At 61.1% G+C, this 25,699-nt stretch carries 25 protein-coding genes; 8 read left to right on the top strand and 17 right to left on the bottom strand.

All coding sequences use genetic code 11. The features are described 5' to 3' along the window. Positions 1-71 precede the first annotated feature (71 nt). On the top strand, positions 72-1,088 hold the full coding sequence (locus OKC31_RS17190; protein WP_270657318.1) for a lipoate--protein ligase A: 1,017 nt from the start codon (positions 72-74) through the stop codon (positions 1,086-1,088). A gap of 224 nt (positions 1,089-1,312) precedes the next feature. Then, a complete protein-coding gene (locus tag OKC31_RS17195) occupies positions 1,313-3,007 on the top strand; it encodes a pyridoxal phosphate-dependent decarboxylase family protein (protein WP_270657319.1) in 1,695 nt (564 codons plus the stop codon). A gap of 133 nt (positions 3,008-3,140) precedes the next feature. Here the strand turns inward: OKC31_RS17195 and OKC31_RS17200 are convergent, their stop codons facing one another. The 3 genes from OKC31_RS17200 to yiaY form a co-directional block, all read right to left on the bottom strand. Continuing rightward, positions 3,141-3,770: an NAD(P)H-binding protein gene (locus tag OKC31_RS17200; RefSeq protein ID WP_270657320.1), complete on the bottom strand. Its 630-nt coding sequence runs from the start codon at positions 3,768-3,770 to the stop codon at positions 3,141-3,143. A gap of 184 nt (positions 3,771-3,954) precedes the next feature. Then, on the bottom strand, positions 3,955-4,293 hold the full coding sequence (gene bamE / locus OKC31_RS17205) for an outer membrane protein assembly factor BamE (RefSeq protein WP_005337980.1): 339 nt from the start codon (positions 4,291-4,293) through the stop codon (positions 3,955-3,957). A gap of 136 nt (positions 4,294-4,429) precedes the next feature. Then, on the bottom strand, positions 4,430-5,581 hold the full coding sequence (gene yiaY, locus OKC31_RS17210; RefSeq protein ID WP_270657321.1) for an L-threonine dehydrogenase: 1,152 nt from the start codon (positions 5,579-5,581) through the stop codon (positions 4,430-4,432). 382 nt (positions 5,582-5,963) lie between these two features. Between yiaY and udp the strand changes: the two genes are divergently transcribed. Next, positions 5,964-6,719, top strand: coding sequence for a uridine phosphorylase (gene udp / locus OKC31_RS17215; RefSeq protein WP_005337975.1), 756 nt, complete (start codon positions 5,964-5,966; stop codon positions 6,717-6,719). A 154-nt stretch (positions 6,720-6,873) separates the two neighbouring features. On the opposite strand, the gene OKC31_RS17220 is transcribed toward udp, so the two are convergent. Further along, positions 6,874-7,602: an RluA family pseudouridine synthase gene (locus tag OKC31_RS17220; protein WP_263719190.1), complete on the bottom strand. Its 729-nt coding sequence runs from the start codon at positions 7,600-7,602 to the stop codon at positions 6,874-6,876. Positions 7,603-7,824: 222 nt separating this feature from the next. Here OKC31_RS17220 and rihA point away from each other — a divergent pair, with 222 nt between their 5' ends. Next, positions 7,825-8,760: a pyrimidine-specific ribonucleoside hydrolase RihA gene (rihA, locus tag OKC31_RS17225; protein WP_270657322.1), complete on the top strand. Its 936-nt coding sequence runs from the start codon at positions 7,825-7,827 to the stop codon at positions 8,758-8,760. Between the two features lie 33 nt (positions 8,761-8,793). Further along, entirely contained in the window at positions 8,794-9,261 is a 468-nt protein-coding gene (locus tag OKC31_RS17230; protein WP_179903520.1) for a hypothetical protein, read from the top strand. 86 nt (positions 9,262-9,347) lie between these two features. Here the strand turns inward: OKC31_RS17230 and OKC31_RS17235 are convergent, their stop codons facing one another. The 3 genes from OKC31_RS17235 to OKC31_RS17245 all read right to left on the bottom strand — a co-directional run bounded on the left by OKC31_RS17235 (position 9,348) and on the right by OKC31_RS17245 (position 11,969). Continuing rightward, positions 9,348-9,644: a winged helix-turn-helix domain-containing protein gene (locus OKC31_RS17235; protein WP_139463226.1), complete on the bottom strand. Its 297-nt coding sequence runs from the start codon at positions 9,642-9,644 to the stop codon at positions 9,348-9,350. Beyond that, on the bottom strand, positions 9,641-10,171 hold the full coding sequence (locus tag OKC31_RS17240) for a DUF1523 family protein (RefSeq protein ID WP_005350438.1): 531 nt from the start codon (positions 10,169-10,171) through the stop codon (positions 9,641-9,643). Before OKC31_RS17240 ends, OKC31_RS17235 begins: the two co-directional genes overlap by 4 nt. A 175-nt stretch (positions 10,172-10,346) precedes the next feature. Next, positions 10,347-11,969, bottom strand: a complete 1,623-nt coding sequence (locus OKC31_RS17245; RefSeq protein ID WP_257124632.1) for a methyl-accepting chemotaxis protein — start codon at positions 11,967-11,969, stop codon at positions 10,347-10,349. A gap of 232 nt (positions 11,970-12,201) precedes the next feature. Here OKC31_RS17245 and OKC31_RS17250 point away from each other — a divergent pair, with 232 nt between their 5' ends. Next, positions 12,202-12,834, top strand: a complete 633-nt coding sequence (locus OKC31_RS17250; RefSeq protein ID WP_005344345.1) for a LysE family translocator — start codon at positions 12,202-12,204, stop codon at positions 12,832-12,834. Positions 12,835-12,927: 93 nt separating this feature from the next. Here the strand turns inward: OKC31_RS17250 and OKC31_RS17255 are convergent, their stop codons facing one another. The 8 genes from OKC31_RS17255 to OKC31_RS17290 form a co-directional block, all read right to left on the bottom strand. Next, entirely contained in the window at positions 12,928-14,136 is a 1,209-nt protein-coding gene (locus tag OKC31_RS17255) for a cation:proton antiporter (protein WP_270657323.1), read from the bottom strand. A 34-nt stretch (positions 14,137-14,170) separates the two neighbouring features. Next, entirely contained in the window at positions 14,171-15,274 is a 1,104-nt protein-coding gene (locus OKC31_RS17260) for a protein O-GlcNAcase (protein ID WP_257124634.1), read from the bottom strand. Positions 15,275-15,317: 43 nt separating this feature from the next. Beyond that, positions 15,318-17,045, bottom strand: coding sequence for a potassium/proton antiporter (locus OKC31_RS17265; RefSeq protein WP_270657324.1), 1,728 nt, complete (start codon positions 17,043-17,045; stop codon positions 15,318-15,320). A 279-nt stretch (positions 17,046-17,324) separates the two neighbouring features. After that, positions 17,325-17,471 carry a hypothetical protein gene (locus tag OKC31_RS17270; RefSeq protein WP_005337933.1) on the bottom strand — a complete coding sequence of 49 codons (147 nt, stop codon included), beginning with the start codon at positions 17,469-17,471 and terminating at the stop codon, positions 17,325-17,327. Continuing rightward, positions 17,468-18,157 carry a M15 family metallopeptidase gene (locus tag OKC31_RS17275; protein ID WP_270657325.1) on the bottom strand — a complete coding sequence of 230 codons (690 nt, stop codon included), beginning with the start codon at positions 18,155-18,157 and terminating at the stop codon, positions 17,468-17,470. Before OKC31_RS17275 ends, OKC31_RS17270 begins: the two co-directional genes overlap by 4 nt. Continuing rightward, complete coding sequence (gene dapE / locus OKC31_RS17280) at positions 18,154-19,281, bottom strand: succinyl-diaminopimelate desuccinylase (protein ID WP_270657326.1); 1,128 nt, start codon at positions 19,279-19,281, stop codon at positions 18,154-18,156. The genes OKC31_RS17275 and dapE overlap by 4 nt, the downstream gene beginning before the upstream one ends. A 19-nt stretch (positions 19,282-19,300) precedes the next feature. Then, on the bottom strand, positions 19,301-19,651 hold the full coding sequence (locus tag OKC31_RS17285) for an ArsC family reductase (RefSeq protein ID WP_064341502.1): 351 nt from the start codon (positions 19,649-19,651) through the stop codon (positions 19,301-19,303). 320 nt (positions 19,652-19,971) lie between these two features. After that, a complete protein-coding gene (locus OKC31_RS17290; RefSeq protein ID WP_005337929.1) occupies positions 19,972-20,286 on the bottom strand; it encodes a hypothetical protein in 315 nt (104 codons plus the stop codon). Positions 20,287-20,571: 285 nt separating this feature from the next. Between OKC31_RS17290 and dcuC the strand changes: the two genes are divergently transcribed. Together dcuC and OKC31_RS17300 are read left to right on the top strand one after the other, a co-directional pair. Beyond that, a complete protein-coding gene (gene dcuC, locus OKC31_RS17295; RefSeq protein ID WP_270657327.1) occupies positions 20,572-21,948 on the top strand; it encodes a C4-dicarboxylate transporter DcuC in 1,377 nt (458 codons plus the stop codon). A 134-nt stretch (positions 21,949-22,082) separates the two neighbouring features. Next, positions 22,083-23,222, top strand: coding sequence for a M20 family metallopeptidase (locus OKC31_RS17300; protein WP_270657328.1), 1,140 nt, complete (start codon positions 22,083-22,085; stop codon positions 23,220-23,222). Positions 23,223-23,360: 138 nt separating this feature from the next. On the opposite strand, the gene OKC31_RS17305 is transcribed toward OKC31_RS17300, so the two are convergent. Together OKC31_RS17305 and OKC31_RS17310 are read right to left on the bottom strand one after the other, a co-directional pair. Beyond that, entirely contained in the window at positions 23,361-24,017 is a 657-nt protein-coding gene (locus OKC31_RS17305; protein WP_270657329.1) for an adenine nucleotide alpha hydrolase, read from the bottom strand. Between the two features lie 174 nt (positions 24,018-24,191). Next, positions 24,192-25,535, bottom strand: a complete 1,344-nt coding sequence (locus OKC31_RS17310; RefSeq protein ID WP_005337916.1) for an anaerobic C4-dicarboxylate transporter — start codon at positions 25,533-25,535, stop codon at positions 24,192-24,194. Between the last annotated feature and the right edge of the window lie 164 nt (positions 25,536-25,699).

The following is a 25,699-nucleotide window of genomic DNA, read 5'->3' on the forward strand; positions in this document are numbered from 1 at the left end:
TGTGCAACGGCTCAGTGATGGTACCCCGTCAGTGTTATCATGCTGCCCCCAGTTCCGGATAAGGTCTTTTTATGTCCCGCTTGCGTCTGCTTGTCTCCGAATCTCACGATCCCCTGTTCAATCTGGCCGTTGAGGAGTGCATCTTCCGCCAGATGGACCCCGGCCAGCGGGTGCTGTTCCTCTGGCGCAATGCCAATACCGTGGTGATCGGTCGTGCCCAGAACCCGTGGAAGGAGTGCAATACCCGCCGCATGGAAGAGGACGGGGTGACCCTGGCGCGTCGCAGCAGCGGTGGCGGCGCCGTGTTCCACGACCTTGGCAACAGCTGCTTCACCTTCATGGCGGGCAAGCCGGAGTATGACAAGAGCGTCTCCACCGCCATCGTGCTGGACGGGCTCAAGCAATTGGGGATCGAGGCCTTTGCCTCCGGTCGCAACGATCTGCTGGTGGCCACCCCGGACGGAGAGCGCAAGGTATCGGGGTCGGCCTATCGGGAGACTCTGGATCGCGGGTTCCACCACGGCACCCTGCTGCTGGACGCCGATCTCGGCCGCCTTGCCAACTACCTCAACCCCGACCCCAAGAAGCTGGCGGCCAAGGGGATCACCTCGGTGCGCAGCCGGGTGGCCAATCTGTGCGAACTGCTACCGGGGATCGACCATCAACAGGTGAGCGAGGCGCTGGTCGAGGCTTTCTTCCACCATTACGGCGCGCGAGTTGAGCCCGAGCATATCTCCCCGGAGCAGATGCCGGATCTGCCGGGCTTTGCCGAGACCTTCGCCCGCCAGCGCAGCTGGGAGTGGAACTACGGCCATGCCCCGGCGTTCAGCCATCTGCTGGAGGAGCGGTTCAGCTGGGGCGGGGTGGAGCTGCACTTTGATGTGGAGAAAGGGGTCATCACCCGGGCGCAGCTCTTTAGCGATACTCTGGAGCCGGCCCCGTTTGATCTGCTGGCGGCCGAACTGGCGGGTTGCGGCTATCGACCGGAGGCGGTTTCCGCGCGCCTGCAGCCATGGCTGGCGGCCCTTCCGCAGCAGCAGAGTGAGCTGGCGGAGTTTGCCCGGTGGCTGTTGGCCTCCCTGCGTTGAGGGGGGGCACTGCACTGATGGCGGTCCGTTAGTGAGGGCGCTGTCAGCCAGGATGGGAGCAAGATCACGAAATTTAAAGAGGCGCCTCAAAGGCGCCTTTTTGCCAGCCCTTGTGATGGCTGATACATGACAAAAAGTAGGGTAGGCCATTAGATATTGTCGCTGTCTACCCCGCTGGCACAGGGGTATAACGGCCGCACATTTGCTGTACTAATGGTATAAAAATGAGTGACTTAGTTTATCTGCAAGACGAAAGCGTCAATGCCGTCCATCCCGATTTTTCCGCCCGTTTCGCCACAGTAAAAGCCAACTTTTTCTCGCGCAATCCCGATCTCTGGCCCGTTTTTCGCGAACCCGGATTTGCCACCCTCAACGAATTTCGGGCCCGTGGCCTGGCGCCGGATGCCCGTTTGAATGCCTGGCCTGATGGCCGCGCCCGGCTTGCCGATCTCTGCGAGACCATGCCGGTGCCCGCCACCATGCGCACCCCGGGCGAGCCGATGGCCGAGTTGCTGTTTGCCGCTGCTCTATCGAAGGATTGGGAGAACCCCTCCAGCGTCGAGAACGTCATCACCATGTCGGCGGACCCCGCCATTTACGGTGCCCAGCTGGGCATTCTGGCCAACCCCAATCTGGTCTACTCCGAATACGCCGGGGTCGCCGAGGAGCTGGAGCAGAAGGTGGTGCGCCAGATTGCGCTGCTGGCAGGCTATGACCCCGAGCGGGCCACCGGCATCTTTACCCAGGGGGGGACCTTCTGTAACCTCTACGGCTACCTGCTCGGCATTCGCAAAAGCCTGCCAGAAGCCAAGCACAAGGGGCTCGGCCACTATCAGGATTACCGCATCATCAACTCCCAGGGCGGTCACTACTCCAACATCACCAACCTCTCCCTGCTCGGGGTCGATATCGAGAACAAGACTATCCGCATTCAGGTGGGGGAGAACAACGACATCGATCTCGACCACCTCGAGCGCACCCTGACCGCCTGTTTTGCCCTGAAACACGTGGTGCCCACCATCATGCTCACCATGGGCACCACCGACACCTTCGGGGTGGATCAGGTGAAACCCGTGTTCGAGCTGCGCAATCGCCTCTGCGAGCAGTTCGAGGTGGCGGTCAAGCCCCATATCCACGTCGATGCCGCCATCGGCTGGTCGATGATCTTCTTCCTGGGTTACGACTTTGCCGCCAACCCGCTCGCCATCAACTGCGCCACCCTGGCGGGGATCGAGCGCAACGTGGCGCGCTTTGCCGAGCTCAAATATGCCGACTCCTTCACCGTCGACTTCCAGAAGTGGGGCTATGTGCCCTACACCTCCAGCCTGGTAATGATTAAAGAGCGGGATGACCTCAAGGCGATGGAGAATGACCCGGAGAACTTCTCCTACTTCGAGCGGGACATTCAGGGCCAGACCCACCTGCAATCCACCATCGAGTGCTCCCGCGGCGCGAGCGGCCTGTTCGGTGCCTATGCGGCCCTTAACTATATGGGGGTGGAGGGGTATCGCATCGTGCTGGCCCACTGCCTGCAAAATGCCAACTACTTCCGCTATCGCCTGAGTCAGCTGGGCAACGTCAAGCTGGTGGCGCAGGAGAATCAGGGGCCGAGCGTCGGCTTCAAGATCTACAACCCCGAGTGGGTGAGCGATCCGGAAGCCGAATTCGCCTTCGAGCTGGCCCGCTCAAGCGATCCCGCCTACAAGACGCGGTTGCAGCGCAACACTGACTATCACCGCAGCTTGTTCAAGGGGCGCGGCAAGGTGGGGCTCTACACCAACTGGGTGGAGGCGGTGGCCCACTCCGACTATGACGCCCGCGGCAAGTACTCCTATATCGCCGGAGAGAAGGCGGTCTTTATGAACCCCGCCTGCACCCGCGAGCAGATCGACACCTTTATCGACCATATTCGCGGTTGATGGCACTCTTCCTGACCACTGATAGTGGCCAGGGTGGTTAGGAACCTCGCCAACAGATAAACAGAAGGGCAAGCCGGCTGGCTTGCCCTTCTGTTTTCACGACTGAATCCGAAAGCGGTGGAAAAGGCCGTGCTCAGAGGGCCAGCAGTTGCTCATTCTCGATAATCTCGCACCCGGCGGGCAGTTTCGAGAGGGCGATCATGGCGCGGGCCACCTGCTGGGCCTCGATGGCGCGCCAACGGGCGAGTTTGCCCACCAGCAGCGGCCGAAACAGCGGATAGATAGCTTGAAAGATCTGCTCGGAGCGGCGCGGTGGCTGGCGATCCCCGAGCAGCATGGCGGGGCGCACGATGGCGAGCCGTGGCCAGGATTGGGCCAGCAGGGCCTGCTCCATCTCCCCCTTGGTACGCGGATAGAGAGCCGGGGAAGATGCGTTAGCCCCCATGCTCGAGACCACGATGAGCCGTTGACAACCGTGGCGGCGGGCCAGATCGGCAAAGGCGATCACATAGTCGAGATCGACCCGGCGAAACGCCTCGGCAGAGCCCGCCTCCTTGCGGGTGGTGCCGAGGGCACAGAAGGCGATATCCACCGGGCGGGAGAGGGTGACGCTAGCCAGATCATCAAAATTGACCGGTAGCCAGTGGTGCGCCTCCTTGCCCGGCTTGCGACAGAGCAGGGTCAGTTCATGTTCGGCAGGCAGTTGCTGCACCAGTTCGCGACCGATCAGGCCGCTGGCTCCGGCAATCAGGATCCGGCTCATGGGGATTCTCCCTGTGTCATTCGATGGTGTTGATGCCATAGTGGCTGCTCATCAGCATCAGGCAATTTGCGAGCAGCTGCAATGGTAGGAGATGACACGACATCCCCTGACAGGATAACGGGCAAGATAGATAGTGCGGAGGCTGGATAAAACAAAACCGGCGCGAGGCCGGTTTTGCGGGATATCAGAGCGGGGTATTGAAAGCTGCTGGCAGCGGGAAGTCACCCGTCACTGTGGTCAGCCTGTCGTTGGCGAAGGTGACGGTGAGCTCTTTGCGCTCCTTGTCGCCGTGGCCCGGCTGGAATTCATAGAGGTAGTACCAGGTGTTGGGGTCAAAGCCGTCACGCAGCATGGGGGTCCCCAGCACATAGCTGACCTGCTCGCGGGTCATCCCCTGGCGCAGTTTGTCGACCTGTTTTTGTTCCACATAGTTGCCCTGGGGAATATCGATACGATAGACCAGGCTGCAACCGGAGAGGGTGAGGGCGGTCAAAGCCGCGGCAATCAGGTGTTTCATCCGCATATCGAGTTCAGATCATCCATACAGTCTTTTTGGCTCGGCAAATCATACCGACTCCCTCCACGGAAGTAAAAAGCCATTGATCCATCAGCCAATAAAAAGGGCCGCACTGCGACCCTTTCTGGCAATCCGGCAGCCGTTACATCGCCGCGCGGAAGATGGCGACGATCTCTTCGTGGCTGGCCTGTTTCGGGTTGGTGAAGCCGCAGGCATCTTTCAGGGCGTTGCTGGCCAGGGTATCGAAGTCATCGGCCTTGACGCCGAGCTGCTCCAGACCGGCCGGGATCTTCACATCCAGCGCCAGCTGCTTGATGGCGGCAATGGCAGCGGCGGCGCCCTGTTCGTCGTTCATCGCACTCACGTCCACACCCATGTAGCGGGCGACATCCTTCAGACGAGCCGCGCTCACCTGGACGTTGAACGCCTGAACGTGGGGCAGCAGCACGGCGTTGCAGACACCGTGGGGCAGGTCGTAGAAACCGCCCAGCTGGTGGGCCATGGCGTGCACATAGCCCAGGCTTGCGTTGTTGAAAGCCATGCCGGCCAGGAACTGGGCGTAGGCCATCTGCTCGCGGGCATGCAGGTCATCGCCATGATGAACGGCGGTGCGCAGGTGCTTGGCAATCAGCTCGATGGCCATCACGGCGCTGGCATCGGTCACCGGGGTGGCGATGGTGGAGACATAGGCCTCGATGGCGTGGGTCAGGGCATCCATGCCGGTGGCGGCGGTGAGACCGGCCGGCTTGGCCAGCATCAGCTCGGGGTCGTTGACCGACATCAGCGGGGTAACGTGCTTGTCGATGATGGCCATTTTCACGTGGCGCGCTTCGTCGGTGATGATGCAGAAGCGGGTCATCTCGGAGGCGGTACCGGCGGTGGTGTTGATGGCGATAAGCGGCAGTTGCGGCTTGGCGGAGCGATCCACCCCTTCGTAATCCTTGATGCTGCCACCGTTGGCGGCCACCAGCGCGATGCCCTTGGCGCAGTCGTGGGGCGAGCCGCCACCCAGCGAGATGACACAGTCGCAGCCGTTGGCCTTGATCATGGTCAGACCCGCTTCGACGTTGCTGGTGGTGGGGTTGGGTTTGGTCTCATCGAAAACAGCGCTTTCAATACCATGTTCAGCCAGCAGGGTGGTGAGCTTGGTGACCACGCCGATCTGGTTGAGGATCTTGTCGGTGACGATCAGCGCCTTGCGGTAGCCGTAACCCTTGATATCGGCGGCAGCCTCTTGCAGGCAGCCGGCACCCATCAGGTTGATAGCGGGAATATAGAACTTGAATGTAGCCATGATGGACTTCCTATAGTTAGCCATTAAGTGGTAGTTGAGAGCTAGGCTACCATCTAGAAAGGGATACAAAAGCATCTTGTTTACAACTTTACGGGGTCGATCACGAGTCGTTAATTAAGCGCTGAACCAGGCTTGACCTTCCCGCATCTGACTCGATTTGCAGAAAAACGTTTGTCAATTATTTCATTGAGTTAGCAAACGTTTTGCGCAATGTTTATCACTGTCAATGCGTGGAAGTGTGAGGCGCTTCAAGGAATTGGAAAGCGCTTTCGACCATAGTTGGCGCCTCCCCGAAGAGGGGGGTAAAGGCTTGAAAGTATCATAAAGAATCATCTTAACTTGTGCCCTGACCATGCTGGCAGGGGGCAACCAGGAGTCCAATATGTCTGATGTATTTCACTTGGGTTTGAAGAAAGCGGATCTGCAAGGCGCCACCCTGGCGATCGTCCCCGGTGACCCCGAGCGCGTGAAGCGTATCGCAGAGCTGTTGGATAACCCGGTGCACCTGGCTAGCCATCGTGAATTCACTACCTGGCGCGGCGAGATGGACGGCAAGGCCGTGATCATCTGCTCTACCGGTATCGGTGGCCCGTCCACCTCCATCGCGGTAGAAGAGCTGGCCCAGCTGGGTATCCGCACCTTCCTGCGTATCGGTACCACTGGCGCCATCCAGCCGCACCTGAACGTGGGTGACGTGATCGTGACCACCGGTTCCGTGCGCCTCGACGGTGCCAGCCTGCACTTTGCTCCGATGGAGTTCCCGGCTGTTGCCGACTTCGACTGCACCACTGCGCTGGTGAACACCGCCAAAGAGATGGGCTCCAAGCTGCACATCGGTGTGACTGCCTCCTCTGACACCTTCTACCCGGGTCAGGAGCGTTACGACACCGTATCCGGCCGCGTAGTGAGCCGTTTCCAGGGTTCCATGAAAGAGTGGCAAGCCATGGGCGTGCTGAACTATGAGATGGAGTCCGCAACCCTGCTGACCATGTGCTCCAGCCAGGGCCTGCGTGCCGGTATGGTGGCTGGCGTTATCGTCAACCGTACCCAGCAGGAAATCCCGAACGCCGAGACCATGGCGAAAACCGAATCTGATGCCATCAAGATCGTACTGGGCGCTGCCCGCAAGCTGATCTGATAGCACCACAAAGAGTGGGGGGTGGGGGCCGTTGCGAAAGCACGGCCCCTATCTTTATCCGCCGTTTGTCCCTTTTCTTCTCGCGTCACGCCTTTCTCTATTCCTGCCGCACTCGCGTCTATTGCCATCTACTGACGGCCTCTACTGATTGCTCCTAAAAAGGCGCGGCACAGCGGATCTGCATCGGCTCGCCGCTCATCGGATGAGAAAAATCCAGCTCGCTGGCATGCAGCATCAGCCGCGGCGCCTGTTCGCAGCTGGCTGGCAGCAGGCCACCATAGAGATCGCAGCCGAGGATGGGGTGGCCCAGCAACTGACTGTGGATGCGCAGCTGATGGGTGCGGCCGGTCTCCGGCACCAGTCGTACCCGGGTCAAAGGCACGGTCTGCCCCTGCATCTGCAACTCCAGCCGCTCAATCACCTGATAGCGGGAGCGGGCGGGTTTGCCGCTGGCGGCGCAGATCTTCATCAGCGGAAAGAGGGCCGGATCCTTGGCGATGGGGGCGTCGATAACCCCTTCGTCGTCAATCAGATGACCGCACAGTAGGGCGCTGTAGGCTTTGCTCACCGCCCGCTGGCTGAACTGCTGGCAGAGCAGGGCATTGATGGCCTTGTTTCTGGCGACCACCATGATGCCTGAGGTGCCAAAATCCAGGCGATGCACCAAGGTGCAGCCTGAGAAATCCTGCACCAGTCGATAGTGAACAGAGTCGAGGTTCTGCGGGTTCTTGCCTGACAGACTCAGCAGGCCGCTCGGCTTGTTGATGAGCAGCAGGTGCTCATCTTCGAACAGGATCTCGATGGCGGCACTGCAGGGCGGGGCGATAAAGGTGTCGACGATAACGGACATAGGTGGCACAGGCTGGAAACGGGGTGCGATCATACCCGAACCGGCGCGGCCGGGCGAATGGGTGGTGCGCAGCCTCGGAAAATGAACGGGATGACGCCATGCAACCTATTGATAATGAGCCGCGTTGAGCGAGGCGGTGTGCCGTGTAAACCGCCCAGGTCAGCAACAAGGCCCCGTTTTGTGACCCCTTCCCGAGTTCATCCGAGGCTTGCTTGTTAAGGTATGGCTCCCTGTTATGTTGTAAGGACCCTTTCCATGGCACTGCCCGTTATTCTTGATTGTGATCCCGGCCACGACGACGCCATCGCCCTCATTCTGGCGCTGGCCAGCCCTGAACTGAAGGTGCTGGCGGTTACCACCAGCGCGGGCAACCAGACGCAGGACAAGACCCTCAACAATGCCCTGCGCATCCTCACCTTGCTGGGACGCGACGATATTCCGGTGGCGGCGGGGGCGCCGAAACCGCTGGCCCGGGAGCTTATTATCGCCGACAACGTCCATGGCGAATCGGGCCTCGATGGCCCCAAACTGCCGGATCCCGCCTTTGCGCCGCAGGGGATGACGGGGATCGAGTTGATGGCCAAATGTCTGCGCGAGAGCCCGCAGCCCGTGACTCTGGTGCCGACCGGCCCGCTGACCAATATCGCCCTGCTGCTGGCGGCACATCCCGAGCTCAAACCCAGGATTGCTCGCATCGTGCTGATGGGGGGCGCCGCAGGGGCTGGCAACTGGACGCCTGCGGCGGAATTCAATATTTATGTGGACCCGGAAGCGGCCGATATGGTGTTCAAGTCGGGCATTCCCATCACCATGTGCGGCCTTGATGTGACCCATGAGGCGCAGGTGATGGATGAGGATATCGAGCAGGTGCGCGCCATCACCAACCCGGTAGCCCAGTGTGTGGCCGGGCTGCTCGACTTTTTCATGATCTACCATCGGGATCCCAAGTGGGGATTTGCTGGTGCACCGCTCCACGACCCCTGTACCATTGCCTGGTTGCTGGCTCCCGAGCTGTTCCACGGGGTTGAGTGCCGGGTCGATATCGAGACCAGCGGGGTGCATTCCGTGGGGATGACGGTGGTGGATCGTTATGGTCTGACCGGCAAGCCAGCCAATGCGCTGGTATTGTTGGGGCTGGATCGTCCGGGCTTTATCGATCTGCTGGTGACGCGGCTGCGGGCGTTTGACTGAGCGCCGGTTCATTTTTGCAAGAAGGGGCGGGGAATGTGGAAGAGAGGCTTGGTGCTGCTGGCCGGGTTGCAACTGACAGGCTGTGCGACGCCATTCGAGCGGATGTGGCAGGGGCTGGCGACCTGTGAATTTACCGATCTCTATGTGGATGAGACGGGCAGGGCCGCCAATCTACAGCTGGCCAACTACACCCCCTACAAGGTGAGCGACGGCTTTGCCTGGTACAAGGTGCACGAGGAGCTACACGGCTTGCCGGTGGTCGGCTTTATCGTGCCCGCTTCCAGCTTCGAAGTGCATGCTCTCTTTGTCGATACTCCCATCGCCAATGCCCGCCGGTTGACCCACAACGCCTACGGCAGCGAGTTTGGTGACGAGCAGAAGCATGACGAGGGCTCAGCCCCTCTGCTTTTGCGCGATCCCAACAACCCCAAGCGCTCCATCATCGACTGCACCCGCGGCGAGTCTGACGGGGAGCTTGAGGATTCGGCCATGCCCGAGTAGGGCTGCCTGTCACGCCATCGGCCTGAAAAAAGAGGGGCCAGCCTTGTCGGCTGGCCCCTCTTTTTTATTGTTGCTTAGCGCCCTGATCAGGGATAGCTCAGCGTCTCCTTGATAAGCGGCAGTTGAGCCTTGATCCACGCTGGGTTGATGGGGCCCCAGTCGCTGATGCGGTAGTGCCCCTGCAGGTGGCGAGCCCCCTCGGTCTGCTCGAAGGCGCAGTTGATATCGAGTTCGGCCAGCGCCGTCAGGGTATCCTGCGCGGTGCGGCGCGGCATGCCGGTTGCCTCCATGATGGCGGGCACCGTATCCGTGCCTTGGCTGATCAGCCAGGCCACGTAGAGCCGCCGGTAGAAGCTGGTGCGGGTCTTGCTCGGCTCACTCATAGCTCGTCCTCAAGACGATCGAAGTAGCGCCAGGTTGCGATGGCTGCCTTGCCCATCACCAGCGCCCAGAGGCCGAACCAGAACCAGCGGAAGAAGCTCCAGGTGGAGGCGTCAGGCTCTGTGCTCTCGATCTTGGTGACGTTGGGGAACATGGAGAACATGTTCACGCGCCAGCCGTAGGAGGTGATGATGGCCAGGCGTTTCTCGAACTCCATCGACTTGGCCTTGGCCTGGACGTCGGCGGCGTTGAACTTGAAGTAGAAGGGCCAGCCCCACTCGGTATCTTCATTGCGAAACACCCGGATCTTCTCGCCGGGGCGCTCGGTGTAGATGTAGTAGACATCGGTGGTGGGGCCGTCAGCCGGGTTTTTCTGGCTGATGGGGCCATCCTTGTCGGTGCGCTTCACCTCGACCCCAGTGATTGTGGCGATGGTGTGCTCCGGCAGGTAGTAGTCGAGCCAGGCGGCGGAAATGAGGGCAATGAGCCCCAGTGCGATAAAGGCGGGTTTCTTGAATCTCAGGCTCATGGTGTGCTCACGTGAGGGGGAGTAACGTGCCTCTACCATACCGATATTTGACAGGGCAGCCCAGCCCCTTATGGCACCACAAGCCAAAAAATGGCGTTTAAAACAGAGACAAAGCCATTGCTCCATCAACAAGAAAGGCCCTTGCGGGCCTTTTTGTCTGGTTCACTTTGTGCGCTTACAGCTGGAATTGGGCCAGCTGCTTGCGTTGCTGCTCGGCGAGCTGGGAGAGCTCGTTGCTGGCACTGGCGCTCTGGCTGATGCCGGCGGAGCTCTGGCTCACGATCTCGTGAATATTGGTGATGTTGCGGTTGATGTCGGCGGTAACGCAGGACTGCTCCTCGGCGGCGGTGGCGACCTGGGCGTTGGCGTCGTTGATCTGGCGCACGGCACCGGTAATGCCGCTTAGCAGATCCTGCACCTGAGCGGACAAGCGCTGGTTATGGCTGAGGATCTCCAGAGTCTCCTGTACGCCGTTGTTGGCGGATTGGGACTGGCTCTGCAGCCGCTCGATGATGGCCTGGATCTCCTTGGTGGAGTCCTGGGTACGGGCCGCCAGCATTCTTACCTCGTCGGCCACCACCGCAAAGCCACGACCCGTTTCACCGGCACGGGCCGCTTCGATGGCGGCATTGAGCGCCAGCAGGTTGGTCTGCTCGGAGATCCCTTGGATCACTTCAATTACCTTGCCGATCTGCTCGGACTGGGATTTGAGCTGAGCCACGATGGCGGCGGCATCTTCCAGACTGCCCGCCATCCGGCTGTTGGCGGCGATGCTTTCGGTAAAGAGGGCGAGCCCCTGTTCGACCCGGCCGTTGGCATCCCGCGCCAGCTCATCGGCGATGGCGGCGTTGTGGTTGACGTTGTCAGCGGTGCTGGAGAGTTCGGTCACGGCGGAGGCGACCTGTTCGATCTCGCTGTGCTGCTGCTTTGCATTGGCCTCGGACTGGGTCATCACGGCGGCCAGCTCGGTGGCTGCGGAGGCGACGCTGTTGCTGATCCCGGTCAGGTTCTCGATGGTGTTGCCGAGCTGGGTAAGGGTGAGGTTGATATCTTTGGCCAGACGGGTCAGCTCGTTGTTGCCCTCCGCTTTGGCGCGCACGTTGAAGCGCCCTTGCGCCACGGCGTGCATCACCTCTTGCAACTGACCGATGGGGCTGACGATGCGCCCGGAGAGGACCCAGCCACAGATCAGCGCCGCCAGCAGGGTACCGGCGGTGAGCAACAGGGTACGCAGCAGGGTGGCGTCGTAGTGGGCCTGCTCTTCGGCCAGCTCTTGCTGGATCAGCTGGTTGATGTGGGCGGACATGCTGTCGATCTGCTTGATCAGCTGTTCACCCAGCTCGCGGAAATGGAGGCGAGCCGCCTCGTAGGCGACCGGATCGCCGCCACCCTGATGTTTTTGCGCCAGCAGCGGCAGCATGTTGCTGCGGGTATGGCTGAGGTAGGCCTGCAGGGCGGCAGCGACCTGACGGTTATCCTGCTCGGCACCGGGGAGCACCAGACGGCCGAGGATGGCGTTGATCTCCTGCTCGGCGCTGTTGAGGTTTGCGGGCAGAGCGGCAAACAGCTTGGCATCGTAGAGGCCATAGATGGCGCTGGTGCGCAGCCGGTAGGTGGCGTGGATCAGTTTGGCAATATCGTCCTTGTGCTGGACCACGGTCTGGGTCGTCTCATCTATGTCATTGATGGCTTCATCCAGACCCTGTTTGCTGATGGTGATCATCACCATCATCAGCAGGCTGGCCAGCAGCAAAGGTATCAAGACCTGGACACGTATTGATAGATTATTCAATGACATAAATGGCTCTAATCCGGAATTGGAGGAGCCGACATATTACACATGCACGTCAGGAGCTGTCACAGGCTTTTATTGCTGAAATGTGCTGAAGAAAAGGTTTTTTCTTGTGAAAAAGGAGCCATTTGGGGGTGGTTGGGCGCTTTATCCCCTGAATATGTGGTACAACTGGCTGGGTTGTGTCAATCCTGTCCCGTTTTCGTGATTTCCCGCTCTCGTCATATGGAGGTGTGTTGTGTCCAGCTGGATCGATCCGGCCATTCTGGCTCTGTTTATCCCGACCTTTTTCTTTGTCTCGGTGACCCCCGGCATGTGCATGACCCTGTCGATGACGCTGGGGATGAGCCTGGGGGTGCGCCGAACCCTGCATATGATGTGGGGGGAGCTGATCGGGGTCGGGCTGGTCTCGGTGTTGTCGGTGATCGGGGTGGCAGCTATCATGCTCAACTATCCGGGGATCTTCGCCGCCTTCAAATATGTGGGGGGCGCCTATCTGGTGTGGCTTGGCATCCAGATGTGGCAGGCCAAGGGGAAGATGGCCATTCCGGCGGATCTCTCGGCCGGTCAACAGACCAGCGCCATGGGGCTGGCGCTGCAGGGTTTCGTCACCGCCATCGCCAACCCCAAAGGGTGGGCCTTCATGATCTCCTTGCTGCCCCCCTTTATCTCTGCCGACAAGCCGATGGCGCCGCAGATCAGCGCGCTGGTGGCGCTGATCCTGGTCATCGAGTTCTCCTGCCTGCTGCTCTACGCCAGCGGTGGCCGCACCCTGCGCCACTTCCTCGCCAAGAGCGGCAACGTCACCCTGATGAACCGCATCGCCGGTACTCTGATGCTGGGGGTGGGAGTCTGGCTGGCGCTCGGGTAAGAGCTGTCAGTGACCCGCACCAGACAAGAAAAATGCCACCGGTCGGTGGCATTTTTAATGGGCGCCGGGTGGCGCAGGGTGGCGCTGGGTGGCTCAGCGAGGCTTGAAACGCTCGACCCAGGGGTTGGCGGTGAGGCCGTGCAGGATGACGCTCAATATGATGGTGCAGAGCACGGTGGCGATGATGGGACGCTGGCCAATCAGGGCTGGCTCGTTTTGCAGCACCATCACCGCAAAGACGATACTGGCAAGGCCCCGCGGCCCGAACCAGCCGATAAAGAGCTTGAGCTCCGGCTTGAGGCCGGTACCGATGAGGCTCAGCCAAACCGGCACCATCCGCAGCAGGGTGAGGCTGGCAATGGCATAGAGCCAGTATTGCCAGTGCAGCAGCTCCGGCAGAATGGGCATCAGGGTCGCGCCAAACACCATCCAGATCACCACGGAGAGCAGGTCGCCGTAGCCTTCGCAGCTGTCCATATAGGCGTGCTTGTGCTCGCCGAGGCGGTGGCCGATAAAGAGGCCACCGACAAAGGCGGCGATAAAGCCGCTGCCCCCCAGAGTCTGGGCCAGCGCAAAGCAGAGCAGGGCCAGCCCTGGCATGGTGAGCTGACGCCAGAGTGGCAGTTGCCAGCCATTGAGATAGGAGATTTTCAACAGCCGGATGGTGAGGTTGGTCAGCACAAAGGCGACCAGCAGGCCAATGCCGATCTCCTCCAGCATCAGGGTGATAGCCAGAGTGGCGGTGCCTGCGTGCTGCTCTGTGGGGGCGATAAGGGCCAGCAGCAGAAGCAGCACCGGTACGCAGATGCCGTCGTTGAGGCCGCTCTCCTGATTGAGCCCTTCACGCACCGGTGCAGGCACCGCGGGGTTGCTCACCACCGCTTTGCCGAGCGCCGCATCGGTGGGAGCAAGAATGGTGGAGAGGATGGCCATCTCCAGCAGTGGCAAGTCGGGGAAGATCCAGTGGCCAAACAGGGCGCCACAGAGCAGGGTGAGGGGCAGGCCAATCAGCAGCAGCCGGATGGGGAGTTGGCGGTTGGCCAGCAATACCTGCCAGTTGGTGTTGGCGGCATCGTTGAACAGCACGATGACCAGCGTCAGCTCGGCCAGCAGCTTGATGCCGGCGCTGTCGATAGAGAGGGAGAGCAGCTCAAGCCCGCCCGGCCCCAGTAGCCAGCCGGTCAGCAGAAAGAGCAGGGGGCCGTTGACCAGCTTTGATTCGAAGCGCCCCGCGATCAGGCTGTAGATCAGCAAGAAGGCGGCGATCACCGCCAGATTCTGGTAAAGCAGGTGTGCATCCATACAACCTCCTTTCTGCCCCCCGCAGGGGGGGGGGTTAGTCGGTCAGGCAGTCGGGGTCGAACACATACTCCCCGTCCAGCCAGCGCACGATTTCGTCAACGCAGGATTGGTCGCGAAACGGCAGGTAGCGCGCCTTGAGGGCGGCAATCTGCTCGAAGGTGAGCTGTGCCAGCCCCAGATCCTGAAACAGCGGCAGGTCGGCCTCGATCATCGCCGAGATCTGCGGGCCGCAGGTGGCGTTGAGGGCGGCATGCAGCGCCTTGTCGGGGTCGTACTGCTTGCCGAGCCGGTAGCTCATTGGCAGGGTGGCGAGGGGCAGGGCCGACAGCGCCGCCTGTTTCATCGGGTTGACCGCGTGGCCAGAGACCAGCTCTGCCAGCTCGGCAGGGCGATTCTCGAAGGCGCGCAGGTGCAGGTAGCTGCTCGCCTTGCTGCCATCGTTGACCGGGTAGTTGTCCCACAGGAAGGGCTTGCGGCCGAGCAGTTCGGTCACCTGCTTGAGGTGGCTCGCTGGATACTCGGTCGAGCAGACCTTGGGGCCGGTCCAGAAGATCTCGAAGCGGCGGTCGAGCTGTTCGCCAAGCTCCTCAAGATAGCGGGGAGGCATGGCGCCAAACACCTTCTCCAGTACCGGATCGGTCGAGTAGTAGCTGGGGCAGAAGATGAGGCGGCTTGCCTTGCTGTGGGCCGCTATGTCGTGGGCGATGGTGAGCTGGTGACGGGCCAGGTCCGGGGTATCCCCCTTCATATCGTCAAACAGCACCGCCAGAATATCGGGCTGGAGCATCTCGTCGATGAGGCGCACTTTCTCAAGCAGTGCCGGGCGTTTGCGATCGTAGTCGTGGTGCGCCCCCATGGGGCTCAAGCCCACTCCGAAGGCGAGTCCGTTGGCGCGGCACTGGCGCGCCAGTTCGGCGAGATCGGCCAACTGCTGCTCGGGCCAGGGGAGGGCCCAGTGCTTACGCAGATAGCCATCCTCTTTCGGTGCATAGATATAGAAGCCGTAACCATGGCGTGGCAGCCACTGGGCGTAGCGGGCGCGGGCCTGCCAGCTCCATCCCTTGCCAAAAAAGCCTTCAATGACCCCCAGATTGGCAGCGGGGGGCAGGGGGCCGGACAGCAAACTTTGATATGGCATAACTCTCTCCCTTCTTGCTGGGGACTTGATACGGGACGGTCGGTCAGACCGGGTCCTCTTCCTGAAAGCGCACCCCGATCTTGCTCGGCACGCTCTCGTCCATTTCGGCCACGGTCCAGATCAGGCCCTGCCATTCGATGTTGTCACCGACCACCAGATTATCGCCCAACTGACTGGCAATAAAATCGCCCAGTGTCTGATCCGCCACCTCGCTCACATCCAGCCCGTAAAGAGGGGCGAGATCCACCAGCCGTGCCGCCGCTTCCAGCAGGAAGTCACCGAAGAAGCGGGGGCCGAGATCTTGCTCCGGTGCCTGACTAAAGAGCTGACCGAGGGCGGGGAGGTCACGTTCGTGACCGATGACGCAGAGGATGTCATCGGCCTGAAGACAGGTACTGCCCGAGGGGTGGAGCAGCTCGCGGCCTCGAAACAGGGCGCAGATCCGGGTGCCGGCGGGCATCTGCAGATCCCGCAGTGGCGAGCCGATGCACCACTTCTCCTCCCCCAGCTGGTAGACGAAGGTCTCCCACTGGCTGTCGAGATCGATCTCGAGCCCCGAGCGGTTGATGGGGGACGGTGGTGCCGGTACCTCCACCCGCGCCAGTTTTGAGGCCATCGGCAGCGAGCTGCCCTGCAAAATCAGCGAGACCAGCACCACGAAGAAGGCGACGTTGAAGTAGAGCTGGGCGTTGGGCAGCCCCGCCATCATGGGGAACACCGCCAGAATGATGGGCACCGCGCCGCGCAGGCCAACCCAGGAGATAAACCAGCGCTCGCGGGGGGCGAAGTTCTTGAACGGCAGCAGCCCGATCCAGACCGACATCGGGCGGGCAAACAGGATCATCCACATCGCCAGCGCCAGCGCGGGCAGGGCGATGGGCAGCAGCTTGTGGGGTGAGGCGAGCAGCCCCAGCACCAGAAACATGCCGATTTGGCTGAGCCAGGTCAGACCGTCCAGCACCGACAATGTGGTGCTGCGGCTGCGCAGGGCGAGGTTACCGAGCAACAGACCGGTGAGATAGATGGCGAGAATGCCGCTGCCACCCACCGCCGTGGTGAGGGCGAAGATCAGCAGACCGCCGCTGACGGTGAGCAGCGGATAGAGCCCCGGCGCCAGGCGGGCGGTGTTGATGAGGCGCCACAGCAGCCAGCCGCCGCCAAGGCCAATCCCGGCGCCAAGGCCAAACTGCTTGACCAGTTGCAGCAGCAGGAAGCCCCCATCCAGCCCTTGCTGGGCGGTGGCGAGCACCTCGATCAGGGTGACGGTGAGAAACACCGCCATGGGGTCGTTGCTGCCTGACTCTATCTCCAGCGTCGCGCTCACCCGCTCGTTGAGGCTGCGCCCGCCAAGCAGGGAGAAGACCGCCGCCGCATCGGTGGAGCCGACGATGGCGCCGATCAGCATCCCCTGCATCAGGTTGAGGTCAAACAGCCAGGCAGCGGCGAGCCCCGTCAGGCCGGTGGTGATAGCCACCCCGACCGTCGCCAGCGACAAGGCAGGCCAGAGCGCCACCCGGAACGAGGAGACCCGGGTGCGCATGCCGCCGTCGAGCAGAATGATGGCAAGCGCCAGGTTGCCCACCAGATAGGCGATGGAGTAGTCAGCGAAGTGGATGCCACCTGGGCCATCCTCACCGGCCAGCATGCCGACGGCGAGGAAGATAACCAGAATGGGAATACCGAGGCGGGAAGAGAGGGCGCTCAACAGTACGCTGGCTCCCACCAACAGGGCAGCGACAAAGAAGAAACTGTTGATGGTAGCGGCATCCAAGGGCGAACTCCTTCCTGGTAATGTGCAAAGTAGGCACATTATATGCAGTTAGGCCCCCCTTGTGTGGCTTATTTGTGCATCAATTTGCACTTTCTTACATTTTTCATCCCTTTTTTCAGCATGGTCGCGCCATATTCTGACTGTGACGGGGTTAACGAAAGCGGAGTCAAAGGAGCGTCGATTTCAGGATGCGCAGGGAGGAGAGGGCGGGTAAAAGTGAAACGGCACAGCAGAGGGAGAGGGGAGCACAAGGGCGCTCCCCACGGGATGGGGCGGGATTCAGTCGTCCTCGTCATCCTTCACTTCGCGGATCTTGTCCTTGTAGTTGGGCAACTGCTTCTCCAGCCGTTTCATGTCTTTGATGGCATTGAGAAACAGCCCGAGCAGGAACAGCAGCGGCAACCCTATCCACAGCCAGAGATTCATGGGATTTTCCTTTCGTCAGGACAGGTGGTGACATAACGGGCCAAAATTTCATCAAGGTTGGCCAATATGGTCGACTTGCCTTCAATATCCGCCTGTTGCAGACAAAGCGCCAGTGCCGCGGGATCGAGCCGCTGCTCATCGGACTCCAGCGAGAAGCTGATATGCCAGGGCTCGTAGGCGACCCCGCTCTCTGCCCCGACCGGCTTGGCATAAGGGAGGAAGAAGCCGAAGTCGCTCATATGATCGCTGAGCCACTCGCTGAGATCTGCAAACCAGCCCCCGGCTTCATACTCCCACGGCTCCAGTGCCAGTTTGGTATCGGCGGGCAGGCAGTCCGGGTCGTAGATATCGAGATCGGTCCCCCAGTGGTGACGGCTGGTGCCGGGCAGGGAGCTCCAGCGCAGGATGGCGTGCAGCCGCTCCACCTCGCTTAGTTGCAGGGCATCGATGGGCTGGCTGTTGGCATCGAGCAGAGGCCGTTCGCCGCGCCACTTGCCATTCCAGATGGCGAGCTGGCGCTCGAAGCTGCGCCAGCTGGAGGCCGCCTGCAGGTTGAACCCCTCATAGGCGGCCGCCACCTGCATGTCGTTGAAGGCCGCCGCGGTGGCGGCAGTTAGACGATGGGGGCCGCGCCCCACCAGAATAAGGTGGCTCTCGTCGAGCCCCAGCAGTTGTTCCTGCGTCATGCCAGCAATCTCTCGAGCACCCCTTGGTACATGTCCGCCAGCAGATCCAGATCGTCCGCCTTCACGCACTCGTTCACCTTGTGAATGGTGGCGTTGACGGGACCGAGCTCAATCACCTCGGCGCCGGTGGGGGCGATAAAGCGCCCGTCGGAGGTGCCACCAGTGGTGAGCAGGGCTGGCTGCTGGCCATTGACCGCCTCGATGGCAGAGACTGCCGCCGCCAGCAGTTTGCCTGTGTCGGTGAGGAACGGCTGGCCGGAGAGGGTCCAGCTCAGCTGATAATCGAGGCCATGTCTATCCAGCAACGCTTCGACCCGCTCGCGGATATCCATGTCGGTCAATTCGGTGCTGAAGCGGAAGTTGAACTGCACCTGCAGCTCGCCCGGAATGACGTTGGAGGCGCCGGTGCCGGCCGAGATGTTGGCGATCTGGAAGCTGGTGGGGGGGAAGTAGGCGTTGCCCTCATCCCACACGGTGGCAGCGAGTTCCGCCAGCGCTGGCGCCGCCTTGTGGATCGGGTTGTCAGCCAGATGGGGATAGGCGACATGGCCCTGCACCCCGCGTACCAGCAGATCGCCGGTGATGGAGCCGCGGCGGCCGTTTTTCACTACATCTCCGACCACGGCGGTAGAGGAGGGCTCGCCGACGATGCACCAGCGGATCTTCTCGTTGCGGGCCTCCAGGGTGTCGATCACCCGGGTGGTGCCATTGATAAAGGGCCCCTCCTCATCGGAGGTGATGAGAAAGGCGATCGACCCGGAGTGATCCGGATGCTCGGCCACGAAGCGCTCGACCGCCACCACCATGGCAGCCAGCGAGCCCTTCATGTCGGCGGCGCCACGGCCGTAGAGCACGCCATCCTTGATGGTCGGCTCGAACGGCGGGGTGTGCCATTTGTCCAGCGGCCCGGCGGGCACCACGTCGGTGTGACCGGCGAAGCAGAACAGCGGCCCCTCGCTGCCACGACGGGCCCAGAGGTTGGTGGTGTCCTCAAACACCATGGGCTCGATGACAAACCCGAGCTTGGCGAGGCGCTCCGCCATCAGGGTCTGGCACCCTTCATCGAGGGGGGTAACGGAGGGGCGGCGGATCAGATCCTTGGCCAGTGCGATGACATCCGACATCAGTTGTCCTTAGTTGTCCTTAACGGGAGAAGAGGGATTGATAGTGATCAGCCTTGAAACCCAGAGTCAGTTCGCCGTCACGGTCGAGCAGCGGGCGCTTGATCATGGCCGGGTGCTCCAGCAGCAGGGCGCGCGCCTTGGCGGTGTCGAGCCCCTGTTTGGCCTCATCCGGCAGGGCGCGGAAGGTGGTGCCGCGACTATTGAGCAGGGCTTCCCAGCCGAGTTTTGCCAACCAGCTGTCCAGATCGTCCGGGTTCAGGCCGTCGGCGCGGTGGTCGTGAAAGCGGTAGTCGATACCGGCCTCATCCAGCCACTTGCGGGTTTTCTTGATGGTGTCGCAGTTCTTGATGCCATAGAGGGTGATGGCCATGGGGAGTCCTTCTCTTGTGGGCGCTGGCCGTGGGCCGCGTCCCGAAAATCCGAATCAACAGAGTGCAAGGGCCCGATTCTGGCATTGTGGCAATCCCATGGCAACGCCGATGGTCCGGCTCGCGGGTTTTACCGGAACTGGTCACACCTGAACGGCGATTTTGAGCACAAGGTCAGAAGCAGTGGGGCTGGCATGCCCGATGGGGTTGGGTATTGCGGGAGAAGATCGACTATTGCAGGAGAAAAAGAGAAGGGGGCAAACGCCAGATAACCAAAACGCGCCAGCGGGCGCGTTTTGGTCGGCATCATCAAGCACCTCAATCAGTGCAGGGTGGTCCACTCATGGTCAAAGACCCGGGCCCGTTCCCAGGGAGCATCAGGCAGGCTGGAAGAGAGGCCAGTGTATTTGCCCACGTCGTCCACCACGATGGCGGAGAGGATCGGCAGGTTGTTTTCGGTGCAGTACATGCGGATGCGTTGCAGCAGGGTGCGCAGTTCATCCTGGCACTGCTCCAGCCCGGCCTGCTTGGCCAGTTTGGAGTAACGAATGGTAGTGCGTTCCTTTGCAGACTCGACGAGGATGTCCCACAGCTTGTAGTCGCAGGTCGAAGCACCTGCGGTGGCTTGGCTTGTCATAACTCTCTCCGGCGCGAAATGGTCGCTATATGTCGAAGCGCATCTTCGCCAGTTCGGCGCCGTCATATGTTGATCCAACGCAAAAAAGAGGGGAGTCGCGTCACACAATTCCCGGATATGGGGTGATAAAGGTTTTCCGGCAGTTGAAATAACGAAAAATTGTTACATGGCCGACATATTATGCTAATGAATCACGGTGACGGCACCTTTATTGATAGGGATCAAAGGCAAACAGTGGTCAGATCACTAGATTTCGCTCTTCGATAAATTTATCAGGAGTGAATATTGGAACTTTTATTCGTCTTGCTCGTTCTGGTGGCCGTGGTTTACGGCATTATCAAGGATTACAACCCGCAGGCGGTGCTGGCGCTGGCGGGCATGGCCATTTTTGCGGTGGCCTACTGGCTGGGGCTGCACCCCATTCTCCCCGCTGACAAGAGCACCGGCTTCGCCCTGTTCGACCTGTTCGAAGTGTTCAAGGGGATCTTCTCCTACCGCGCGGCGGGCCTCGGCCTCACCATCATGGCGGTGGCGGGTTTTGCCACTTACATGTCCCATATCGGGGCCTCCCAGGCGCTGGTGCGAGTGGCGGTCAAACCGGTGGCAGGCATCCAGTCCAGCTACCTGATGCTCTCCATCTGTTATCTGGTGGCGGTATTCGTCTCCCTGTTCGTTACCTCCGCTACCGGCCTTGGCCTGCTGTTGATGGTCACCATGTATCCGGTGATGCGCAACCTCGGCATCAGCCCGGCCTCCGCCTGTGGTGTCATCGCCACCTCCCAGGCGTTTGAAATTGGCCCGACCCAGACCAACGCCATCTTCTCCGCCGGTCAATCCGGCATGGATCCGACCAGCTATTTTGTTGACTACCAGATCTGGCTGGTGGCCCCCATGCTGCTGGTGACCATGGTGCTGCACTTCTTCTGGCAGCGTCACTGCGATCGCAAGGATGGCTGGGATCCTGCGCTCCATCGCGGCGATCATGCCGAGCTGGACGAACAGGGCACCGAGAGCGTGCAGGCGCCTACCTGGTATGCCCTGCTGCCGATCATCCCCTTCGTGCTGATGATGACCTTCTCCAAGCTGCTGGTGAGCGACATCAAGATGAGCGTGGAGGTGGCCATGCTGCTGTCGGTCTTTATCGGCATGCTGTGCGAGCTGCTGCGTAGCCGCTCGGTGCGTAACGCGTTTGCCGGGCTGTCGAGCTTCCTCGATGGCATGGGCAAGGTGTTTGGCCCCGTGGTGGCGCTCATCGTCTGTGCCGAGCTGTTTGCCGAATCTCTCAAGGCCATCGGCGCCATCGATACCCTGCTGCACTCTGCCAGCAATGCCGGTATCGGCAGCGGTCTGATGACCCTGGTGATGGTGGCGCTGATCATGGTAGCGGCGGTCATCATGGGCTCCGGCAACGCGGCGTTCCTCAGTTTCTCGACCCTGGCACCGGCGGTGGCGGCCAAGTTTGGCGTACCTGCGGTGACCATGCTGCTGCCGATGCAGCTCGCTTCCAGTATCGGCCGCACCGTCTCCCCCATCGCAGCGGTACTGATCGCCTGTGCGGGGATTGCCAAGGTATCGCCCTTTACCGTGGTCAAACGCACCAGCGTGCCGATGGCGGGGGCGCTGGTGACGGCGCTGACCCTCAACTATCTGCTGTTTATGTAGTGATGTGGGTTATGTAGTGGTGTTTGGAATTTACCGGTCGGGCGGGTGGCATGGCTGCCCGCCTTTTTCTCACTGTGTCGCTTTGTTGCAATAGACGATCGGCCATCAACGCTGATTGTTGCATGGAGAAGATAATGACAGTTGTAAAGAGCCCGTTTTCCCTCGATAACTATCTGGCCGATTTGGCCCCGCTCATCAACCTCGATTGCGGTACTCGCACCCCGGCCGGGGTAGCGAAAGTGGCCGACATCATGACCGAGAAATATGAGGCCATCGGCTGGCAGGTGACTCGCCACCAGTTTGCTGCCGAGTGCGGCCCCTGCCTCGAGATCACCAATGCGCCGGGTGCCGATCACTACGACGTGATGCTGTGCGGCCACATGGATACCGTCTTCCCCGAGGGGACGGCGGCCAAGCGCCCGCTGAAAATCGAAGGCAATCAAGCCTTTGGCCCCGGCGTCTCGGACATGAAGAGCGGCCTGCTCTCTATCTGGTATGCACTCAAAGAGATGGATCCGGCATTGCTTGCCAAGCTCAAGGTGCTGGTCTGCTACAACTGCGACGAAGAGATTGGCTCCCCCTGGTCTAAGGATTGGCTGGTGAAAAAAGCCAAACAGAGTGGCTGCGTGCTGGTGGCCGAGGCAGCCCGTCCCAATGGGGATCTCATCAGCGCCCGCAAGGGCAATGCCAAGTACCGCATCACCTTCCACGGCAAGGCCTCCCACGCCGGTTCGGCCCTGACCGAGGGGATCTCCGCCATCACCGAGCTGGCGCACTGGGTACTGGCCATCAACGAGCAGGTCAACATGACCACGGGCACCACCATGAACGTCGGCGTGGTACAGGGCGGCACCGGTGTCAACGTGGTGCCGGACTTTGCCGAGGCGATCGTGGATTTGCGCTTCTGGAGCAACGAAGAGGCTGCTGCGGTGCACGACCGGCTCACCTTTATGGCCAACAATCCCTTCCTCGCCGGTTGTCGGGTCGAGGTGGATCGCCAGACCTTCAAGCCGGCGATGCGACCGAGTGGTGACACCGAGGCGCTGATGGCGCTGGTGGAGGCGGCAGCCAAGGAGGAGGGGATCCCCTTCAACTGGCTGGAAGCCGGTGGCGGCTCGGATGCCAACTTCACAGCAGCCGCAGGTGTACCGTCCCTCGATGGCTTCGGCCCCATGGGGGGCGGTTTCCACTCGGAGGCGGAGTTCCTGCTGCTGGAGAGCATCGAGCCGCGCATCCGCCTGCTGCAGCGGGTGCTGGGCAAGCTGGCGAAATAAGCCGGTTTATCCCTTGTTCGGGTCGCCATGGCCCGCTCAAAACTGGTCCGCTCAAATCCAAACGGGAGGCTGTTGCCTCCCGTTTTTTTATCTCGATTTTTCGCGCGCTGAGTGAGCGGGCCAGATGGCTTGCGGCCGTTACCCCTGCGGTTCGGCCAGATAGGCCAGGTGATCCTGCCGCGCCACCAGCCAGCCATCAAGGCGCAGCGGGGCGGCAAAGCCCGGGCCGTCAGTCACCATGGTGTGGTACTCCCCCTGCTCGCCGCTGGCATCGAAGCCTTCGCGCTCGGCCAGTTGTTGCAACTCAGCGAGGGTGGCGGCATCGAGGGGGCGTCCAGTCCACTCGGGAGCCAGCACCCGGGTATCGACGCAGGAGAGGTGGGCGACGATGCCGCGTGTCAGCAGATCCGCCAGCAAGGCTTGACGAGATTGCTGCCAGAGCGGGGTGTGGACGGTGAGCCCCAGCGGCTGGCAGCGTTCGCGGATCCAGTTAGGCGCACCGCCCACGCTGTCGATATCGCCGGTCACCACCCCGTCGAGGTTCCACTCCTGCTGCAAGCGGCTCAGCGCCGTCTCATAGCTCTGCTCGAACGGCGCTTCTATGGTGACCAGCAAATGGGGCAGCCCGAGGGCTTCCGCCTGACGGCGCACCAGCGGCAAGGGGTGAGCCAGAAATCGGGGCTCTGGCGGCGCAAAGGTGGCCAGTGCCACCAGCTGATGGCCCGCTTGGCGGGCATGACAGAGGGCCAGCATGGCATCTTTGCCACCGCTCCAGAGCAGGATGACGCGAGACATGGATGAGATTCCAGTGGTGAACGAGGGGGCATGCTACCCAGCGGCGGGGGCAGAGGTAAAGGCATAGTGTCCGGAAATGGCGGCGGGGAAGTGGTTGAGGTAACTGAGCGGGGAAAAAAGCAGGCCCCCGAAGCGGGGGCCTGTATTGCAATAGCGTGGTAAACGCCGCTGCGATTAGAGCAGGATGCTGGTGAGGATAAAGCCCAGCGAGCAGGAGGTCACCACCCCGATCAGCCCCGGAATGATGAAGCTGTGGTTGATGATGAACTTACCGATGCGGGTGGTGCCGGAGCGGTCGAAACCGATACAGGCCAGATCGCTCGGGTAGGTCGGCAGCACGAAGTAGCCGTAGCTGGCCGGCAGGAAGGCGATCAGCAGTTTCGGCTCGACACCCAGCGCCAGACCCATGGGGGCGATGGCGGTGAGGGCGGCGGCCTGGCTGTTTACCAGCTTGGAGATGAGGAACAGCACCAGGGCGTAGGTCCAGGGCTGGGCCTGTACCACATGGGCCAGGGTCTCTTTGAGCAGCGGCATGTGGGCCTGGAAGAAGGTCTCACTCATCCAGGCAACCCCGAATACGGAGAAGATGGCGACCATGCCTGCCTTGAAGACGGCACCGTTGGCGATCTCGCCCGGCTTGACCTTGCAGCGCATCAGGATGATGGCACCGGCGATCAGCATCATCATCTGGATCACCAGGTTCATGGAGAGCGGGCCGGTCTTGTCCTTGATGGTGAACACCGGACGCAGACCTTCGTTAGCGCCGAGCAATACCACGGCAGCGATGGCTGCGAAGAAGATCCAGGTTGACCAGTAGGCCTCTTTCGGGAACTTGGTGTTAAGCAGGGTTTCGCCACCACCGTAGATGAAGGCGCGCTGCTCCGGGTCTTTTATCTTGGCCTGGAACTCTTCGTCCTTGTCCAGATCCTTGCCGCGACGCAGGCTCCACAGGGCAGCCACGATGACACCGGTCAGGGAGGAGGGGATGGCGATCATCAGGATGTCGAGCAGGCCGTAAGCCTGACCGATACCGTGACCGGCCGCCAGAATGGAGACCATGGAGACCACGGCAACGGAGACCGGGGAGGCGCAGATGGCCATCTGGGAGGCAACGGAGGCGACAGCCATCGGGCGCTCGGGACGGATGTTCTTCTGCAGCGCGATGTCAGCGATGATGGGGAACATTGTGTAGACCACGTGGCCGGTACCGCACAGGAAGGTGAGGGTCCAGGTGGTGAGCGGCGCCAGGATAGTGATGTATTGCGGGTGACGGCGCAGCAGACGCTCGGCCACTTGCATCATCAGGTTGAGGCCACCGGCAGTCTGCAGGGTGGCGGCACAGCCGATCACCGCCAGAATGGTCAGCATTACCTGAACAGGCGGTTCGCCCGGCACCAGGCCGAAGACGAAGGTCAGCAGGAAGAGACCGATACCACTGATGAGACCGAGTCCCATGCCCCCAAAGCGGGTACCCAGCAGCAAGCAGCCGAGTACCACTAAAAATTCCATCAAGATCATTCCGTTACCTCGTGTGATTCAACCCATATTGCCGCGGGTAGCCTGAACCATGAATTGTCATTGTCTGTTTTATTTAGCCCAAAAGGGTTAGTTGCTATTCTGCTCCCCTGAAAAAGTGAAAAAATTGAGTTACTTCAATAACTCGATGAATTTTTGATTAAACC

It is taken from the genome of Aeromonas sp. Y293-4 (assembly GCF_027705905.1).
GTDB classification, from domain to species: domain Bacteria; phylum Pseudomonadota; class Gammaproteobacteria; order Enterobacterales; family Aeromonadaceae; genus Aeromonas; species Aeromonas veronii.

Bases quoted from the DNA above. Each gene is read 5' to 3' on its own strand.
- udp (WP_005337975.1), top strand. From the start codon at position 5,964: ATGTCTGATGTATTTCACTTGGGTTTGAAGAAAGCGGATCTGCAAGGC.
- OKC31_RS17290 (WP_005337929.1), bottom strand. From the start codon at position 20,286: ATGACAAGCCAAGCCACCGCAGGTGCTTCGACCTGCGACTACAAGCTG.
- OKC31_RS17260 (WP_257124634.1), bottom strand. From the start codon at position 15,274: ATGCCATATCAAAGTTTGCTGTCCGGCCCCCTGCCCCCCGCTGCCAAT.
- OKC31_RS17195 (WP_270657319.1), top strand. From the start codon at position 1,313: ATGAGTGACTTAGTTTATCTGCAAGACGAAAGCGTCAATGCCGTCCAT.
- OKC31_RS17285 (WP_064341502.1), bottom strand. From the start codon at position 19,651: ATGGCCATCACCCTCTATGGCATCAAGAACTGCGACACCATCAAGAAA.
- OKC31_RS17220 (WP_263719190.1), bottom strand. From the start codon at position 7,602: ATGATCGCACCCCGTTTCCAGCCTGTGCCACCTATGTCCGTTATCGTC.
- bamE (WP_005337980.1), bottom strand. From the start codon at position 4,293: ATGCGGATGAAACACCTGATTGCCGCGGCTTTGACCGCCCTCACCCTC.
- OKC31_RS17305 (WP_270657329.1), bottom strand. From the start codon at position 24,017: ATGTCTCGCGTCATCCTGCTCTGGAGCGGTGGCAAAGATGCCATGCTG.
- OKC31_RS17245 (WP_257124632.1), bottom strand. From the start codon at position 11,969: ATGTCATTGAATAATCTATCAATACGTGTCCAGGTCTTGATACCTTTG.
- OKC31_RS17275 (WP_270657325.1), bottom strand. From the start codon at position 18,157: ATGACGCAGGAACAACTGCTGGGGCTCGACGAGAGCCACCTTATTCTG.
- OKC31_RS17230 (WP_179903520.1), top strand. From the start codon at position 8,794: ATGTGGAAGAGAGGCTTGGTGCTGCTGGCCGGGTTGCAACTGACAGGC.
- dapE (WP_270657326.1), bottom strand. From the start codon at position 19,281: ATGTCGGATGTCATCGCACTGGCCAAGGATCTGATCCGCCGCCCCTCC.
- OKC31_RS17270 (WP_005337933.1), bottom strand. From the start codon at position 17,471: ATGAATCTCTGGCTGTGGATAGGGTTGCCGCTGCTGTTCCTGCTCGGG.
- OKC31_RS17200 (WP_270657320.1), bottom strand. From the start codon at position 3,770: ATGAGCCGGATCCTGATTGCCGGAGCCAGCGGCCTGATCGGTCGCGAA.
- OKC31_RS17310 (WP_005337916.1), bottom strand. From the start codon at position 25,535: ATGATCTTGATGGAATTTTTAGTGGTACTCGGCTGCTTGCTGCTGGGT.
- OKC31_RS17300 (WP_270657328.1), top strand. From the start codon at position 22,083: ATGACAGTTGTAAAGAGCCCGTTTTCCCTCGATAACTATCTGGCCGAT.
- OKC31_RS17235 (WP_139463226.1), bottom strand. From the start codon at position 9,644: ATGAGTGAGCCGAGCAAGACCCGCACCAGCTTCTACCGGCGGCTCTAC.
- OKC31_RS17240 (WP_005350438.1), bottom strand. From the start codon at position 10,171: ATGAGCCTGAGATTCAAGAAACCCGCCTTTATCGCACTGGGGCTCATT.
- OKC31_RS17190 (WP_270657318.1), top strand. From the start codon at position 72: ATGTCCCGCTTGCGTCTGCTTGTCTCCGAATCTCACGATCCCCTGTTC.
- OKC31_RS17255 (WP_270657323.1), bottom strand. From the start codon at position 14,136: ATGGATGCACACCTGCTTTACCAGAATCTGGCGGTGATCGCCGCCTTC.
- yiaY (WP_270657321.1), bottom strand. From the start codon at position 5,581: ATGGCTACATTCAAGTTCTATATTCCCGCTATCAACCTGATGGGTGCC.
- rihA (WP_270657322.1), top strand. From the start codon at position 7,825: ATGGCACTGCCCGTTATTCTTGATTGTGATCCCGGCCACGACGACGCC.